Origin of the sequence: Malikia sp. (assembly GCF_028687635.1) — a bacterium.
Lineage (GTDB): Bacteria > Pseudomonadota > Gammaproteobacteria > Burkholderiales > Burkholderiaceae_C > Malikia.
Genome location: NZ_JAQTZS010000032.1, coordinates 1 through 15,231 on the forward strand (window position 1 = coordinate 1; position 15,231 = coordinate 15,231).

The following is a 15,231-nucleotide window of genomic DNA, read 5'->3' on the forward strand; positions in this document are numbered from 1 at the left end:
GCCGCCTGGGGTCGGGCAACTCAGCGAAGTAGGTCTGGGGGTTGGCAAGCATGCCTTCAGTATCCACCCGGCCAGCTCAATAGCCCAGTCTCAGATCATTCCCGGGCTACATAGCGCAATCGCCCTGTCGATGACGGTCCGTTCGGAGTCGGTGAAATCGCCGCCGCGCTGGCCGACACCCTCCGGATCAAGCGGTAAACTTGCCGACCGCTTGAAACCGACTTCAGCAGTCGGTCCACCTTGCGGGGCCAGCCCTCTGCAAGCGGGAATACCAAGCGGCCTCTACAACTTCGGCGCCCCGTGGCGCCACAACACCGAGAAAGATCAGACATGGGCGCGCAGTGGAAAGCAAAAGGCAAGGCACAGGCTGCCGACGCCAAGGGCAAGCTGTTTGGCAAGCTGGCCAAGGAAATCATGGTCGCGGCCCGTGGCGGCGCCGACCCGGCGGCGAACTCCCGCCTGCGGCTGGTGGTGGAGCAGGCACGCAAGGTGTCGATGCCCAAGGACACGCTTGAGCGCGCCATCAAGAAGGGCGCTGGCCTCAGCGGCGAGAACGTCAGCTTCGAGCGCGTGATCTACGAAGGCTTCGCCCCGCACCGCGTCCCCGTCATGGTCGAATGCCTGACCGACAACGTGAACCGGACCGCGCCGGAAATGCGCGTGCTGTTTCGCAAGGGCCAGCTGGGCACCTCCGGCTCCGTGTCCTGGGATTTCGACCATCTGGGCCTGATCGAGGCCGAACCCTCGACCCCGGGCGCCGACCCCGAACTGGCGGCGATCGAAGCCGGCGCGCAGGACTTCGAGCCGGGCGATGAAGCAGGCAGCACCCTGTTCCTGACCGATCCGACCGACCTCGACCTGGTCAGCCGTGCCCTGCCCGCGCAGGGCTTCAGCGTGCTGTCGGCCAAGCTCGGCTACAAGGCCAAGAACCCGGTCAACCCAGCCGACCTGAGCGCCGAGCAGCTGGAGGAAGTGGAAGCCTTCCTGGCCGCCATCGACGCCAACGACGACGTACAAGACATGTTCGTGGGCCTGGCGGGCTGAACCTGCCGCCATGAACCGACTGCAAGCGGAACTGCAACGCCTGTACCTGCCGGGCGCCTCGCACGAAGACCCGCCAGCCACCGGGCTGGCAGACTCCGACGGGCGGGTGCGCGCACTGGTCGTGGAGCTGCGCCTGCCCATCGGCTGGGACACGGTCGCGGCGCTCTGGCAAGACGTGCAGACCGAACTGGACCTGCCGGCCCCGGCCATCGCGGTCAATGGCATCGACGGCTACCAGGTCTGGTTCTCGCTCCAGCAGCCGGTAGCGGTCGCGCAGGCCATGAAATTCCTTGAAGCGCTGCGCCGGCGTTACCTGGGCGACATGGCCCCCAGGCTGATGACGCTGATGCCGGCGCTCGATGCGTCCAGGCCAGGCCAGCTGCGCCTCGCCGGCTTGCTGCCAGCCGTTCAGGCCGAAAGCGGCCGCTGGTCGGCCTTCCTGGCCCCCGACCTGGCGGGGCTGTTCGCCGACGAGCCCTGGCTCGATTTCCCCCCCAGCCCCGACGCCCAGGCCGACCTGCTGCTGCGCCTGCGCAGCATCAAGCCCGCCGATTTCCTGCGGGTGATGGATCAACTGCAAGCGGATGAAGCGCAGACGGCGCAAGACCCGGTAGCGGTACCTCTCCAGTCAGCGACTGGCACCGCCTGGTGCCAGGACCCAGCACTGGCAGCAGCAGACATCGATCCCAGGCGCTTCCTGCTCGCGGTGATGCGCGACCCCAGCGCTGAACTGGGCCTGCGCGTCGAGGCGGCCAAGGCGCTGCTGCCCTACTTCGAGGTTGGGCAGCGCGACTGAAGCGCTGAAGGCAGCAGCAAGCCAGGCAGGCGAAGATCACGTCTTGCGCAGACAGCGCAGCGCCTCCAGCCAGAGCAGGCAAAGTGCCATCAAGCTGCCGATCGCAACCAGCACCGCAAGCGTCGGAGCGGCCAGCCCCAGCAATCCGCGCAACCAGGGCCAGCCCAGCACGCCCGCCAGCAGCAGGACCATGGCAACCGCCATGCGCCAGAGCCAGGGGTTACCCCCGCGCCGGCTCAGCAGGCTGGATCTGCCACCGCCGCGGCTGGCCAGGATCAGCAGCATGACGTCGAGCACCAACACGCAGAACACGACCGTTCGAGAATGCCCGGCATCCCAGCTGTTGAACCTCATCCAGGCCTGCGCCGCCAGCAGCAGGGCGGCCAAGCCGGCCCCCTGCAGCAAGGCGGGCAACAGGCGGTTCAGTGCGAAGGGCGAGTCTGTCGGCTGCCTGGGCGGGCGCTCCATCAGCTCACCCTCCTCCGCCTCGGCCTCGAAGACCAGCGAGCAGGCCGGGTCGATCAGCAGTTGCAACACGACGATATGCAAGGGCCCGAGCATCGCCGGCCAGTGCAGCAGGCTGGGCAGCAGGGTCAAGGCGATGACCGGCACATGGACCGCGAAGACGAAGACCGTCGCCTTGCGGATGTTGTCGTAGATGCGCCGGCCCTGCCGAATCGCCTCGACGATGCGGGCAAAACTGTCGTCCAGCAGCACCAGCGCGGCCGCCTCGCGCGCGACATCGGTGCCACGCTCTCCCATCGCGATGCCCACGTCGGCCGCCTTGAGCGCGGGGGCATCGTTGACGCCGTCACCCGTCATCGCGACCACCTCGCCAGCCGCCCGCAGCAGGCGGACCAGTCGCAGCTTGTGCTCGGGCCTGAGCCGGGCGCAAATGTCGACCTGCCTCAGTCGCCGGGTCAACGCCTCGTCGTCGAGCGCGACCATCTCCTCGCCCGTGATCACCTCGGCCCGCTGCGACAAACCCACCTGACGCGCGATGGCCAACGCCGTGGCCGGGTGATCGCCCGTCATCATGATGACCCGTACGCCGGCACTGCGGCATTGCGCCAGCGCGGCAGGTACCTCGGCGCGCGTCGGATCGGCCAGCGCCACCAGCCCGAGGAATTCGAAATCGAAATCATGCTGGCTGGGTGGCCAGTCCATCTCATCGGCATCAGCCGAAGCAGGCGCCAGCCAGCGTCCGCAGGACACGCCGAGCACGCGCAGGCCGCGCTCGGCCATGCGATCGACCTGGGCGAGGATGGCGGCCCGGCGCTGCGGATCGAGGTGGCAGAGATCGGCCACGGCCTCGGGTGCACCCTTGGCCGCCAGCAGGTGAATTCCCGACTCGGCCGTCGAGAACAGCCGGGTCATCGCCAGGATGTCGGGCGACAGGGGATATTCGAACACCGGCTCCAGCCCTGCGTGCTCATGCTCGGTTCCCGCCAGCCAGCGGCGGCAAAAATCCTGGATCGCCTGCTCCATCGGGTCGAAGGGATCGCCGGGAGTCGCCAGGGCGGCGAATTCGGCCAGGCGATGAAAAGACTCGGGCAGGCTGGTCGCGCCTTGCGGCCTGAAGCCTTCGTCCGCCGTGGCGAGCTCGACGACCGCCATCCGGTTGAGCGTCAGGGTGCCGGTCTTGTCGACCGCCAGCACGGTGATGGCGCCCAAGGCCTCGACCGCCGTGACGCGCCTCGTCAGCACCTGGCGACGGGCGATGCGCCAGGCGCCCAGCGCCAGCAGCACCGTCAGGATGACGGGGATCTCCTCGGGCAGGATGGCCATGGCCAACGCGATGCCCGACAGCAGGCTGTCGAGCAGCGGCCTGCCGTTCCACCACCAGGCCAGCATGACCTGGGTCGCGGCCAGCAGCACGGCGCCCAGCCCCAGGCCACGCACCAGGGCACGCGAGCGCTGCTGCAACTCGGAAGGCGGCTCGACGGTGCCCGCCAGATCGGCGCCGATGCGCCCGACGGCGGTGTGTGCGGCCGTCGCCGTCACCTCGGCCACGGCAACGCCGCGCGTCACCACCGTGCTGGCGAACAGGCAATCCGATGGGCTGGCCGATCCGCCAGCCGCTGCCGAGCTGGCTTCATGCGAGGACGGCTGTGGGACCAGGGGCCGCTTGGCGACGGGAACGGCCTCGCCGGTCAGCAAGGACTCATCCACCTCAAGCCGGCCCTCAAGCAGGCGGGCATCGGCCGCGATCCGGTCCCCCTCGTGCAGGATCAGCCAGTCACCCCGCACCACATCCCGGCCCGCGATCCGCATCTCGCATCCATCGCGCCGGACCAGCGCGCGCGGCGCCGAAAGGTCGCGCAGTGACTCCAGCGCCCGCTGCGTGCGGTGCTCCTGCACCAGCGTGATGCCTATGACGACAAAGACAAAAGCCAGCAGGAAGGCGGCCTCGGCGCGATCGCCCAGCGCCAGGTAGATGCCACCCGAGGCCAGCAGCATCAGGAACATGGGCTCGCTCAGCACCTCGCGCACGATGGCGAGCCGGGACTTCGGAACACCCGAAGGCAGCAGATTGGCGCCATCGCTCGCCAGCCTGGTCGCCGCCTCCCGCGAGCTCAGGCCGCCCGGCTCAGCCAAAGTGACCCGTGTCGACCCATTCGGCCGAGATCAGGCTCCACCAGTCGACCGCCAGCCCCTTCAGCACATATTCATAAGGCAGCCAGCCATAGCCACCCTGGCCCCAGCCGCTGCCCCAGGAGTTGCGGATCAGCAGCGCGCCCGTCGTCGGCACAGCACCCGGGTTGCTGTTCCTGATCACCCGGCTGTCGTCATAGCCGGCGACCACCACCGCATGCCCACCCACCACCCGGTCGGCTCCAGTCGGAAACGGAATCGCGCCCTGATTGGCCGCATTGGCCTGGGTGTACGAGCTGTAGACCGTGAACCCGAAGAAAGCCGGCAGACCCGCCGCGAGATTGGTCTTGATCTGCGTCAGCAGGGTCGCCTTGGCCGTGCCGGACGGGTCCAGCCGGTAATACTTGAGCGCCTGGTAGTTGCTGCCCAGCGCGTAGAGGAAAGCAGTCGGCTCGTCATCGAACTTCGTGACGTCGTAGGGCCAGTAGCTCTCGGGCGGAACGCCGAACAGCACCAGCGCCTCCATGGTGCTGCGCAGGTAGGCCCCGGTGTCGCCGCTCCACTTGAGCAGATTGCGGGTGGTCTTGTAGAGGAACAGCCGCGAGGCGTCGATATGCTTGCCATAGGCGCGTCGCTCGTAGTATTCGAGCAGCCCCACGCCGGCGTGCGCCGTGCAGGAACCCAGGCTGCCCTGGTTCTCGATGGCAGAAAACCAGGCACGCAGGTCCACGCTGGCCGGCAGGGTCGGCGGTGCGCTCTGTGCTCCCGCTCCCTTCAGCTTGGCCAGCATCGGCTTGACCTGGGGCTGGTCGATCGCGTAATCCTTGATGCTGGGCAGGTCGCGCATCCACCCCATGCTCACAAGCTTGCTGTCACTCATTGACGTTCTCCATCGGTTGATGATTGGCCGTTGCAGGCGGTCTGGTCTCGGGCTCCTTTCCCAGCCCGAAAACCGCCAGTCCGTTGAAGAAATCCTGCTGCAGGCGATCCAGATCGTCCGCGTCCAGGCCCCATTCGGCAGGTAGCAACCAGGCGGCTTCGCCTGACTGCACCAGGAAGGCGTGGAATTCGTCCAGCACCAGCGGCTGCTGGGCCGTGTCGTAGCCGCGCCGCTCCAGGAAGCGCAGCACCTGCGAGCGCAGCGGGACGCTGGCACGGTTGAACCAATACCACTCGGTATAGTTGCGCAGGGCCGGATCGACGGCATATTTCGCGTGTTGATACTCATGCGCCAGGATGGCCCGGCTGTCGGCCTCGCTGATGCGACAGGACTCGCACCCTGGCAGCTCGGAGGCCAACGGAAAACTCAGCACGATGACCGGCCCCTCGCCGGGCACATAGCCGTTCGGTGCCTGGGCCAGCACGCGCCAGCGCAGCAGTTGCTCCAGCAGGATGGACTCATCAGCGCTCAGCGGCTCGCCCTGCCAACGCGCCAGGTTGTAAAAACGCGCCAGCCGGTAGGCGTCCAGGTTGTTGCCCAGCGTCAGCCGCTCGATGCCTTGTCCGACACGCTGGCGCCAATGATCCAGTTCGACCTGGGTCGGGACTCTGGTCCTGGGCAAGCCCGTCTTTTCCATGAAGGCGACCATGCGCCCGAAGGTCCGGCCCTGCTGCTGCAGGTCGGGCTGCGGCAAGACCAAGACGCGCGGCAGGTCGGACAGCACAAAGGCCTGTGGCATGACTGCCTTGGCTGCTGCAATGGCACTCAACTCGAATGCAGGCAGGCTGGTGTCCGCGAAGCTTGGCGCTGGCGCAAGCGTCAAAGCCTCTTCGGCTGCAAGTGAATGCGCAACAGGCAGCAGACCCAGTACCCACCCCAGCAAGGCCGCTACGACAGGCACTCGCCCAGCACTGAGCCATGCAGCCGTGCGATGAGCTTCGGCCCGAGGCCAGCACGGCTTCACGGCTGGCCGGCCGCCCTGTCTTCGGCGTAATAGACCACCACCCGGACCCGACGGTTGACGCTGCTGGCGGGATCGTCGCGGTCGAGCAGCTCGCTTGCCCCCTTGCCAACCACGCGCAACAGCTTGCCCTTGAGTTCCGGCACCGCCTGCAGATAGCGCCTGACGGACTGAGCACGTCGCAGCGACAGTGCCCGGTTGTAGGCAGCGCTGCCCATGCCGTCCGTGTGGCCCTCGAAGGTGACGGACCTGATGCCAGACAGTTCCTGCGAAGCCAGCGCCTGCGACAACTTGTCGAGCAGGTCGCGGCCCTCGTCGGTCAACTGGTCGGAATCGAACTCGAACGGCACCTGAAGATCGACATGGCGTGCATCGACAGCTTCCTGATGTCTGGCCTTGGGCTTGGCAGCGGGTCCGGCAGGCGGCTCCAGCGACAGGCCACGGGTACGCCCGCGTGGAGCCTCCGCCTCGGGCTTGAGCGCGTCGATGATGGACTGGGTGGTAGGCGCGCCCGGCGGGGCATCGGCTTGCACCAGTGCGGCCAGCGGCGTGGCCAGGAAAACACAGGCCACAGTGCTGGCAACCAATCGCGCACCCTGGCGAGCGAGAACATCAGTGAACATTTCACCCCCTTGATCGCTGCATCAACAGCATTTGAACCTCATGATCACCCATGAATCAGGCCTGAGAACGCTCAAGCATCACCGTCCTGTCGTCCAGGCTGCTCACGCACAGCGCCGAATAGTTGTCATGCCCGGCCGGCGCCCGGTTTCTGATCGTCGCGGCCATGTCGGCGAGCCAACGCGCGCCGACCGGATGGCGCTCCAGCGCGGCCTCCATTTCAGCCTCTTGCAGGAGCTCCCACCAGCCGTCGGAGCAGAGCAGGAATACATCTCCCGCCAGCACTGGCAGCGGCTGCGGCGAGACGCTCATTTCGACCCGGCCAGCCGCCCCCATCGCCGAGGTCAGCAAGCTGCGCTTGGGATGGCGGCGGATCATCTCGGTGCCGCCGAAACCGGCGTCCACCATCTGCTGCACCAGGCTGTGGTCGCGCGTCTGGGACAGGATCCTGCCTTGCCTGAAGTGGTAGAGCCGCGAGTCACCGACATGGGCAAAGACCGCTTGTGCGGAGTCACGATCAATCAGCAGGACGACTGCGGTGGCGTGCATGTCGTCGCGGGTGGCACCCGATGTCTTCTCCCAGACGACCGCCTCCTGCGCGGCCTGCAACAGCGCCAGCGCCTGCCCGCACGACACTTCGGGGCGTGAGCGGAAACCATGCAGCACGGTCTGAACCACCAGCCTGGATGCCACGTCGCCGCTGCCATGTCCGCCGGCGCCGTCCGACAGCACCCAGCAGCCCGAGCTGCCGGACTGCCAGTAGCCACAGGCATCCTCGTTGCGCTGGCGGCCGCCAATCTCCGAGATGTAGCAGGTATCGAACTCCAGCATGACAGGCCTTTCAGGATGGACGCCCGGCGGGATCTTCGCCCTGCTCGCGGCGTGCGCGCATCAGATCGACCTGCTGCTGGTAGGCTTCGAGGAAGGCTCTACCGAAGAGCGCGTTGAAATCATCCGCCGCCTCGCGCGACAGCTCGGCGTAATGCTGCTCGAACAGATCCCACAGCCTGGCCTTGCGACCCGATGGCTGCAGCTTGTCAAGCAGACTGAGGGCGCCGACCCGGGCTTCGAGCTCGGCGGGCTCGAACCGCTTGAGCACGCCCGCGAGCGCCGAACGCATGCCGGCCATCACCCCGAACTGGTGCGCGCGCAAGTCATCGTAGGCGTCACGCATCGCCTCCTGCGCCCCCATGAAGCCCCTGCTCCGCGAGGTCAGCAGCTGCGCCAGCGCGAAGTCGATGTCAGGCGAGAACTTCAGCGGATTGTTGTCGCGACTCACGATCATGGTCGCCTCGGCACGGACCTCGCGCTTGGTGATCGCCCTGGCCTTGAGCAGGTCCAGCGTGCCCTGGGTGGACTCGCGCAGCATGACACCGACCTGCTCCATCAAGTCCGGTGTCAGGCCGGCGGACAAGTTGAGCGGCACGCCCAAACCACGCTGGAACGCCGCGAGCAGATCGCCTTCATGCGCGGCCACAGGCAGTCTGACTTGCTGTCCTGGCAATCGCTCTGCCACCATTGGACCTGATGTACCTGATCCGGCTGGCGGGGCAGCAGCCGGACTGGAAGGCGCGCCGGCATCCCAGGACAGCACCATGCCCTGCGGGGATTCCGGCCCGACCTGGGTGACGGGGCCTGGCTGATCTGCCTCCGAGGAAGCAGGAGCCGTGGAAGCAACCGGCGACGGGGGGCGATAGGCCTGCTCAAGCAAGGGGGTGTCATCGCGCTGCGGCGAAGCCGAAGCGACGGGATGCCTGAAGCCCTCGGCACACAATAGCGTCAATGGATCGCGAGTCTCGCTGCCGCCGGCAGCAGGCGCGGCAGGTCCCAGCGGGGTGCCAGCGAAGGGATCGCCCGCCTTGCCCTTCAAGCCAAACAGATCGTCGATCGAAGCCGAACCCGCCTGCCGCCCCAGGCCCAGCGGGTCGCGGCCTGGACTCGCGGTAGGCGCGGGCGCTGGTGCGGCAAAGGGATCGGGCTCCGGTATGGCGGCAAGCGCGGAGGGTGACTCCGGCACGGAGAACACGGCGAAGGGGTCGTCGCTGGCAGCCGCTGGAGGCGCAGCACCGGACGGCGAGGATTCCGCCCCCTCCCGCGGCACGAGCAGCCCGAGGGGATCGACCTCCGGAGCCTTCCCGACCAAGGGGCAAGGCCCCACTTCCAATTCGTACTGGCCGATGGTGACAAGTTCTCCGCCCAGCAGCGACTGACGCTCACCCCGACCCAGTGGCCTGCCATCGACCAGGGTCGGGTTGCTGCCGAGGTCGACCAGTCCGAAGCGCTGGCCTTCGAAGACGACACGGGCCTGTTGGCGCGAGACATGACGCTCCGGATCCGGCAAGCGCAGTTCGTTGCCCTCCTCGCGCCCGATCCCCCCGCCACGCTCGTCGAAGTCGAACGCGAGAGGCTGCTGCGGTGGAGCGCCGTTGATACGGATGACGGTGATTCGCAAGGCAGTTCCCGCTTCGATTGCCTGACCATGTGGATGAATGTTTTTATCATCCTATCACCAGGATGACCGATCGTGTGAGCCAAGTCTTGTCAAGCCATGGCTTTGTGGCGAAGATCAGCCACACCCTAGCCATGCCCGATCTCATCCGTGACCGACTCTGATCCAGAACAGACCCGCGTGATCGGCGCCCAGCCAGTCTCGACGGGTGGAACCCGAACCGTAAGTTCCTCCAGCGCGCTGCCGAACGGCACCCGCCTGTCGGATGAGTTCGAGATCGTGGGGCTGGTCGGGCAAGGCGGCTTCGGCATCGTCTACCTCGCCCAAGACCATTCGCTGCAGCGGCGCGTGGCCGTCAAGGAATACATGCCGGCGGCGCTCGCGATGCGCGGCGACAATGCCTCCGTGGTGCTGAAATCCGAGCGCGACGCCGACACCTTCCGAATCGGCCTGCGCAGCTTTGTCAACGAAGCCCGGCTGCTGGCCCGGTTCGATCACCCCGCCCTGCTCAAGGTTTACCGCTTCTGGGAGGCCCATGGCACCGCCTACATGGCCATGCCCTACTATGCCGGCCAGACGCTCAAGCAGATCATCGAGACGCGTGGCACTGCTCCGGCCGAAGACTGGATACGCAAGGTGCTGCTGCCGGTGATGGATGCGCTGGAATTGCTGCACAGCGAAAACTGCTTCCACCGCGACGTGGCGCCCGACAACATCATGCTGCTGGCGGACGACCGGCCGGTGCTGCTGGACTTCGGTGCCGCGCGCCGCGTCATCGGCGACATGACCCAGGCCCTGACGGTGATCCTGAAGCCGGGCTACGCCCCGATCGAGCAATACGCCGAGATGCCCGGCGTCAAGCAAGGCGCCTGGACCGATGTCTACGCGCTGGCCGCCGTCGTTTACTGGATGATCACCGGCCACACCCCGCCGCCGGCGGTCGGGCGCATGATGAGCGACAGCTATGAACCACTCACCCAGGTGGCGGCAGGCCGTTATTCCGAGCGCTTCCTGCTCGGCCTCGACCGCTGCCTGTCGGTCAAGGGCGAGGACCGGCCCCAGAACATGACCGCGATGCGCGAACTGCTCGGTTTCTCGGGCTCGACCCGGCAGCCCACAGCAGTGGCGCCAGGCGAGTCGGCCGCACAAGGTGCCGCAGGACCGACCAGCGCGAATGCCACCCAGACCAGAACAGCGGCTACAACCTCCAGCGACAAGCCGCCCGATGGCGCGCGTCCAGACGCGGCGCCTGCCCGATCGCCTGCCTCCAGGCGCACGGTGTATGTCGTCGCTGGCCTGCTGCTGGCGGTGACAACCGCAGCATCGGTCTGGTGGTTCACTGCTTCACCTCCAGACAATACTGAAAGTCAGGTCACCCGGACTGAAACTGCTGCCATGCCGGCAAGCGAAGCGCCGGCGAAGACTCCGGTCGCAGAACCTGTGCCAGCACCGATCACGCTGTCGCTCACCACGCCCGACGGCAGCCATCGCTACGTCCAGGGCCAGGCGATATCGATCCGGGTCAGACCGGCTCAGCCGGCGCTGGTCTATTGTTTCATGCGGGACGCCAAGGGTCAGGTGCAGCGCTTCTTCCCCAACCGCTTCCGGCCCTCGGCGTCACTCGATGCCACCAGCCTGACGCTGCCGGGCCGGATGAGGTTCAGGATCAATGCCGATTTCAGCGGTCAGCCTGAAGCCATCGCCTGTCTGGCCAGCCTGCGGCCGCTCGAAGGCATTGCCTTGATCGAGCAAGGCGATTTCGTGCCGCTCGAAGTCAATGGGCTAGACGAGCTGCGCCAACGGCTGAGCGCCAGTGCCGGCTCCGACATGGGGTGGGCCAGTCTCAATCTGCTGAAGCGCTGACCAGCCTTGCTCAGGGAATCTGGTGTGTCACCTGGCCCGGATAGGCGACGGCGATCATGCCGCCCCAGGTACAAACCAGCTGGCTGACGTCGTCCAGTGCCGGCAGATTGCCAATCTGCACAGTCACCGCGCCCGGCGTCCAGGGAGCAGGCGTATTCGGCACACAGGGCATCGGGGTCAGCACCCCCATGGCCGCCGCAGTGGCCGCGATCACGGCCGGATTACCCGGACAGCTGCACAGGCCAAAAGGCAGGATGTTGACCATGGACAGGTGATCCGTGATGTTGGCCGCCGGAACGCCGGCGCTCAGCACGCGATTGACTGGCAGGACCTGCAAGCTGCTCGGCGCCAGTCCGAAGCTGCAACGCAGCAGCGCGCCATGACAGACCTGGAATGGCATCGCGGCTCACCTCTCAGACGGGGGGCGGCTTGGCCGCCTTGGGTTGCTTGGGCCGCTTGCCCAGCTTGGGCTTCTTGGTCTTGACGCCGGAGCCGCTGCCGGCGCTGCCACCGCTGTTGATCTTGACCAGCGCGCCGCTGATGGTGACACCTGTGGGGCCGATGTCGACGAAGCTGCTGCCGGCGACCAGGGACAGCTGGACCCCGGCCTCGATCACGATCTTGACGCCAGACCTGAGATGGATCTCCTGGTCGGCATCAGCAGCGAGCTTGCCGCCGACCTGGAGTTGCCAGTCCTTGAGCACCGCCACGAGTTGCGACTGGTCGATGCCGAGCAGCTGGTCGCCGCTGATCTGGACATGACTATCCCCGCCGATGTGCTCGACCAGGTCGAGCTTGACCGTGCGGTGCTGTTCGCCCTCGACTTCCTCGACGCTGTCCTTGGCCACCTTGCGATGGAAATCGGCTTCGAACGACTCGCTCACGTCCTGCTTGACGCGCAGGTGGCGCTCGCCATCGACCGACTCGAACTGGTCGTGGCCGACGCCGAGGTGGCTGTCATTGCCCACGAACTCGACCCGGTCATGCTCGGTGTGCAGGGTCTGATCGCGTTCGGCGTGGATGCGCAGCTCCTCGGAACCCTTCAGGTCCTCGAAGCGGATTTCGTTGAAGTTCTCGACCCCGCCCTGGCTCAATGAGCGCGACCTGATGCCGCTTTGCGTCATGTGAGCGGGCAGCGCATAGGGCGGCAACTGCTCGGCGTTGTAGACGCGGCCAGTGACGATCGGACGGTCGGGGTCGCCGTCGAGGAACTCGACCACCACCTCCTGCCCGACCCGGGGGATGGCGATCATGCCCCAGTTCTGGCCCGCCCAGGGCTGGGCGACACGGATCCAGCACGAACTGCTTTCGTCCTGGCGGCCATAACGGTCCCAGTGAAACTGGACCTTGATCCGGCCGTACTGGTCGGTGTGGATCTCCTCGCCCTGCTTGCCCACCACGATCGCGGTCTGCGGCCCCGTGACCCGAGGCAAGGGCGTGCGGCGCTGTGGATGAAAGGGCTGGGAGGCGGGCATCGCGCGCAGCTTGACGCTGAAGAACCCCCTTTGCTGGACGCCGGACTCGAAGGCCTGCCCCACGACCGCATACTCGGCCTGCACGACCAGGTACTCCTGTTTCAAGTCCTGACGCGGATGATCCTCCAGCGTGAAGCGCCTGCCGGGTGCCAGGCCGATCGCGTTGCCCTCGGCGCGGCACTCCTCGTGGCGGTGCTGCAGCGACTCGACCCGCACCCTGGCGATTCGCTCGCCATCGCTGCGCTCGGTGTAAACACCAGGGAAATCGAAGCTCTCTAATTCATCATTCTGGCAATTGACACTCGGATAAAGCGCGTCGGCAGACACCTGCAGGTCGGCGCGCGGCTTCTCGAAGTCGAAATCACGCAGCACACAGCGGCCGGGCTGGATCTCGGCGCCATGCGACCAGCGCCAGATGCCCTCGGACTGGCGACTGCCGACCCGCTCGGGCTCCAGGAAGGGCACCCGCTCGTATCCCGCTGCCGCCTCGTGAACGTGAGCCCCGTCGGCGACCACCAGCTGGTGCCGGCCGCCCTCGTGCAGGAAATAGCCATGCATGCCTTCCTGCTCCATGAGCCGGGCGACGAAATCGAAGTCGCTCTCCCGGTACTGGACGCGGAAGGGCCAGCGGGCATAGTCATCGCCAAGCTCGAACTTGAAATCGGCCAGCGCGTGATCAGCGAAAATCTCTGAAATGATGTCCCGCGTCGTCTTGTCCTGGAAGATACGGCAATCCCGGGTTCTGGTCAGCAGCCAGGTCCAGGGTCTCACGACGATCAGGTATTGATGCAGACGCCCCTCGCTGCCGGTCTGATAGAAGGCGGCGGCGATGCCGTTGAACTCGCGCCCGCCTCCCGAGGGCGTGCGCAGCCGCACGGAGACTGGCTTGGCCAGCAGCTCATCGGCCCGGATGTCGCCTCGCCTTGAGAGCGCGACTATGCGGAACTCGCCATTCTGGGAGATCCTTTCGACACCATCGATGCGGCCGAAAAGCAGCGCGTCGCCCAGCGCGCTATCGAGCTCGACCAAGGGGGCGGCGCTGCTATCTGGCATGAGGCAATTTCCCTGGAATGAACGCTGGTTTCCACGGCTGGATCAGGCCCGCTGCCCCACGATCACCCAGCCGGGCACCGGCTTGCCACCTTCGGTGCGGAGCGTGACGGAATCGATCGACAACAGGTCAAGATGTGCCTGCGCCAGGCAGCGGCGCAGATAGCCCTCGGTGTGGGCATAGCGGCCATGCGGGTTGAGCAGATGTCCCTCAGGCGCGGCCTTGCCGGCTGCATCCTCCACGCTGAAGGCCAGCAGGCCTCCCGGTCGCAGCGCCCCACGCGCGGCCCTGGCCACTGTGCCGAGGGGGCCGAAGTAGCACAGGGTGTCGGCCGACAGGATCAAGTCCCAGGCCCCCTGCTGTTCCGGCTTGAGCAGGAATTCGGTCAGCTCGATCTTGTAGAGCCGGTCGTAGCAGCCCTTGGCCTCGGCCTGGTTGAGCATGCCGACCGACAGATCCACGCCGGTCAGGTTCGCAGCCCAGGGCGCGACCAGCGGGCCACACAGACCGGTGCCGCAACCCAGGTCGAGGAGGTCGAACTGTCTGGCTGGAGGCGGCAAGCAGCGCCGCAGCGCGGTGGCGACATGCTCGGGCGCCCGGTAGGACAGCCGGTTCTGGAGTTGTTCCTCGAAACTGCTGGCGAAACCGTCGAAGGTCTGCTCGACGTAGTCGTCGGCAGCGCGCGCCGGCACATCCTGGCCCGAACAGGCAGCCAGATGATGCTGCGCCATCGGGTTGCCCGGGTCGACCTGCAGCCAGTCCCGGAAGACGGCCGCGGCCTCCTCCAGCCGTCCCAGCTGGTAATACGCCAGCCCCAGCAGCTTGTGCCCATCGGGGTGACCGGGCGTGAGCGTGATGGACTGGCAGTAGTAACGCACGGCGGCCTCGGCGTCGCCACGGGCGGCCGCCAGCATCCCGAGGTTGTTGTAGGCACGGAAATGCGCCGGATCGAGCTCGATCGCGCGCTGGTATTGGGCCTGCGCCGCCTCCAGCTGTCCCGTGGCACGGAACAGGGCACCCAGATTGTTGTGGAAGTCGGCACGGCCTGGGGCCAACTGCAATGCCTGCCGGTAGCTGGCCAGCGCCTCCTTGATCCGACCCTCGGACATGTAGATATTGCCGAGATTGCTGTGAAAATCGGGATAACCGGGCTGCTGGCTGATCGCCGCGCGCAGGGACTCGACCGCCTCGTCCGGGTAGCCACGCTGGAAGCGCGCCAGACCGAGGAAGTGCAGCACGTCCGGATGGCCCGGAGCGATCTCCAGGATGCGACGGTACAAGGTCTCGGCGCCTTCGAGCTGCTGGCCGCGGTGCAGGCGCTGGGCGTAGCGGATAGCGTCCTGCAGGCTGATTTCAGCCTGGGCCTGGCTCTCCTCTTGCTCGGCCTCTTGCCTGGTTTCTTCCTGGGTCGGTAGCTTGGCTTCTCGCAGCATGCT

At 66.7% G+C, this 15,231-nt stretch carries 12 protein-coding genes; 3 read left to right on the plus strand and 9 right to left on the minus strand.

The features are described from left to right. Nucleotides 1-330: 330 nt before the first annotated feature. Both PHR85_RS13780 and PHR85_RS13785 read left to right on the plus strand, forming a co-directional pair. A complete protein-coding gene (locus PHR85_RS13780) occupies nucleotides 331-1,044 on the plus strand; it encodes a YebC/PmpR family DNA-binding transcriptional regulator (protein ID WP_300055298.1) in 714 nt (237 codons plus the stop codon). Between the two features lie 10 nt (nucleotides 1,045-1,054). Then, nucleotides 1,055-1,840, plus strand: a complete 786-nt coding sequence (locus PHR85_RS13785; protein WP_300055301.1) for a hypothetical protein — start codon at nucleotides 1,055-1,057, stop codon at nucleotides 1,838-1,840. Nucleotides 1,841-1,876: 36 nt separating this feature from the next. Here the strand turns inward: PHR85_RS13785 and PHR85_RS13790 are convergent, their stop codons facing one another. The 6 genes from PHR85_RS13790 to tagH form a co-directional block, all read right to left on the minus strand. Further along, nucleotides 1,877-4,438 (minus strand): cation-translocating P-type ATPase, encoded by a 2,562-nt coding sequence (locus PHR85_RS13790; protein ID WP_300055304.1) that lies wholly within the window; start codon nucleotides 4,436-4,438, stop codon nucleotides 1,877-1,879. Beyond that, the gene (locus PHR85_RS13795; RefSeq protein ID WP_300055306.1) at nucleotides 4,431-5,315 is read right to left on the minus strand and encodes a C1 family peptidase; all 885 of its coding nucleotides are present in this window, start codon (nucleotides 5,313-5,315) and stop codon (nucleotides 4,431-4,433) included. Before PHR85_RS13795 ends, PHR85_RS13790 begins: the two co-directional genes overlap by 8 nt. Further along, nucleotides 5,308-6,114, minus strand: a complete 807-nt coding sequence (locus PHR85_RS13800) for a hypothetical protein (protein ID WP_300055308.1) — start codon at nucleotides 6,112-6,114, stop codon at nucleotides 5,308-5,310. The genes PHR85_RS13795 and PHR85_RS13800 overlap by 8 nt, the downstream gene beginning before the upstream one ends. 221 nt (nucleotides 6,115-6,335) lie before the next feature. Beyond that, entirely contained in the window at nucleotides 6,336-6,923 is a 588-nt protein-coding gene (locus PHR85_RS13805) for an OmpA family protein (RefSeq protein WP_300055312.1), read from the minus strand. Nucleotides 6,924-7,014: 91 nt separating this feature from the next. After that, nucleotides 7,015-7,788, minus strand: coding sequence for a protein phosphatase 2C domain-containing protein (locus PHR85_RS13810; protein ID WP_300055315.1), 774 nt, complete (start codon nucleotides 7,786-7,788; stop codon nucleotides 7,015-7,017). Between the two features lie 10 nt (nucleotides 7,789-7,798). Then, nucleotides 7,799-9,409, minus strand: coding sequence for a type VI secretion system-associated FHA domain protein TagH (gene tagH / locus PHR85_RS13815; RefSeq protein WP_300055318.1), 1,611 nt, complete (start codon nucleotides 9,407-9,409; stop codon nucleotides 7,799-7,801). Between the two features lie 147 nt (nucleotides 9,410-9,556). Here tagH and PHR85_RS13820 point away from each other — a divergent pair, with 147 nt between their 5' ends. Beyond that, the gene (locus PHR85_RS13820; RefSeq protein ID WP_300055321.1) at nucleotides 9,557-11,269 is read left to right on the plus strand and encodes a protein kinase; all 1,713 of its coding nucleotides are present in this window, start codon (nucleotides 9,557-9,559) and stop codon (nucleotides 11,267-11,269) included. A 10-nt stretch (nucleotides 11,270-11,279) separates the two neighbouring features. Here PHR85_RS13820 and PHR85_RS13825 read toward each other — a convergent pair whose 3' ends face one another. The 3 genes from PHR85_RS13825 to PHR85_RS13835 are packed head-to-tail and all read right to left on the minus strand — an operon-like array spanning nucleotide 11,280 to nucleotide 15,228. Further along, a complete protein-coding gene (locus PHR85_RS13825; RefSeq protein ID WP_300055324.1) occupies nucleotides 11,280-11,669 on the minus strand; it encodes a DUF4280 domain-containing protein in 390 nt (129 codons plus the stop codon). Between the two features lie 13 nt (nucleotides 11,670-11,682). Then, nucleotides 11,683-13,797, minus strand: a complete 2,115-nt coding sequence (locus PHR85_RS13830; protein WP_300055327.1) for a type VI secretion system Vgr family protein — start codon at nucleotides 13,795-13,797, stop codon at nucleotides 11,683-11,685. Nucleotides 13,798-13,839: 42 nt separating this feature from the next. Next, nucleotides 13,840-15,228 carry a tetratricopeptide repeat protein gene (locus tag PHR85_RS13835; protein ID WP_300055329.1) on the minus strand — a complete coding sequence of 463 codons (1,389 nt, stop codon included), beginning with the start codon at nucleotides 15,226-15,228 and terminating at the stop codon, nucleotides 13,840-13,842. Between the last annotated feature and the right edge of the window lie 3 nt (nucleotides 15,229-15,231).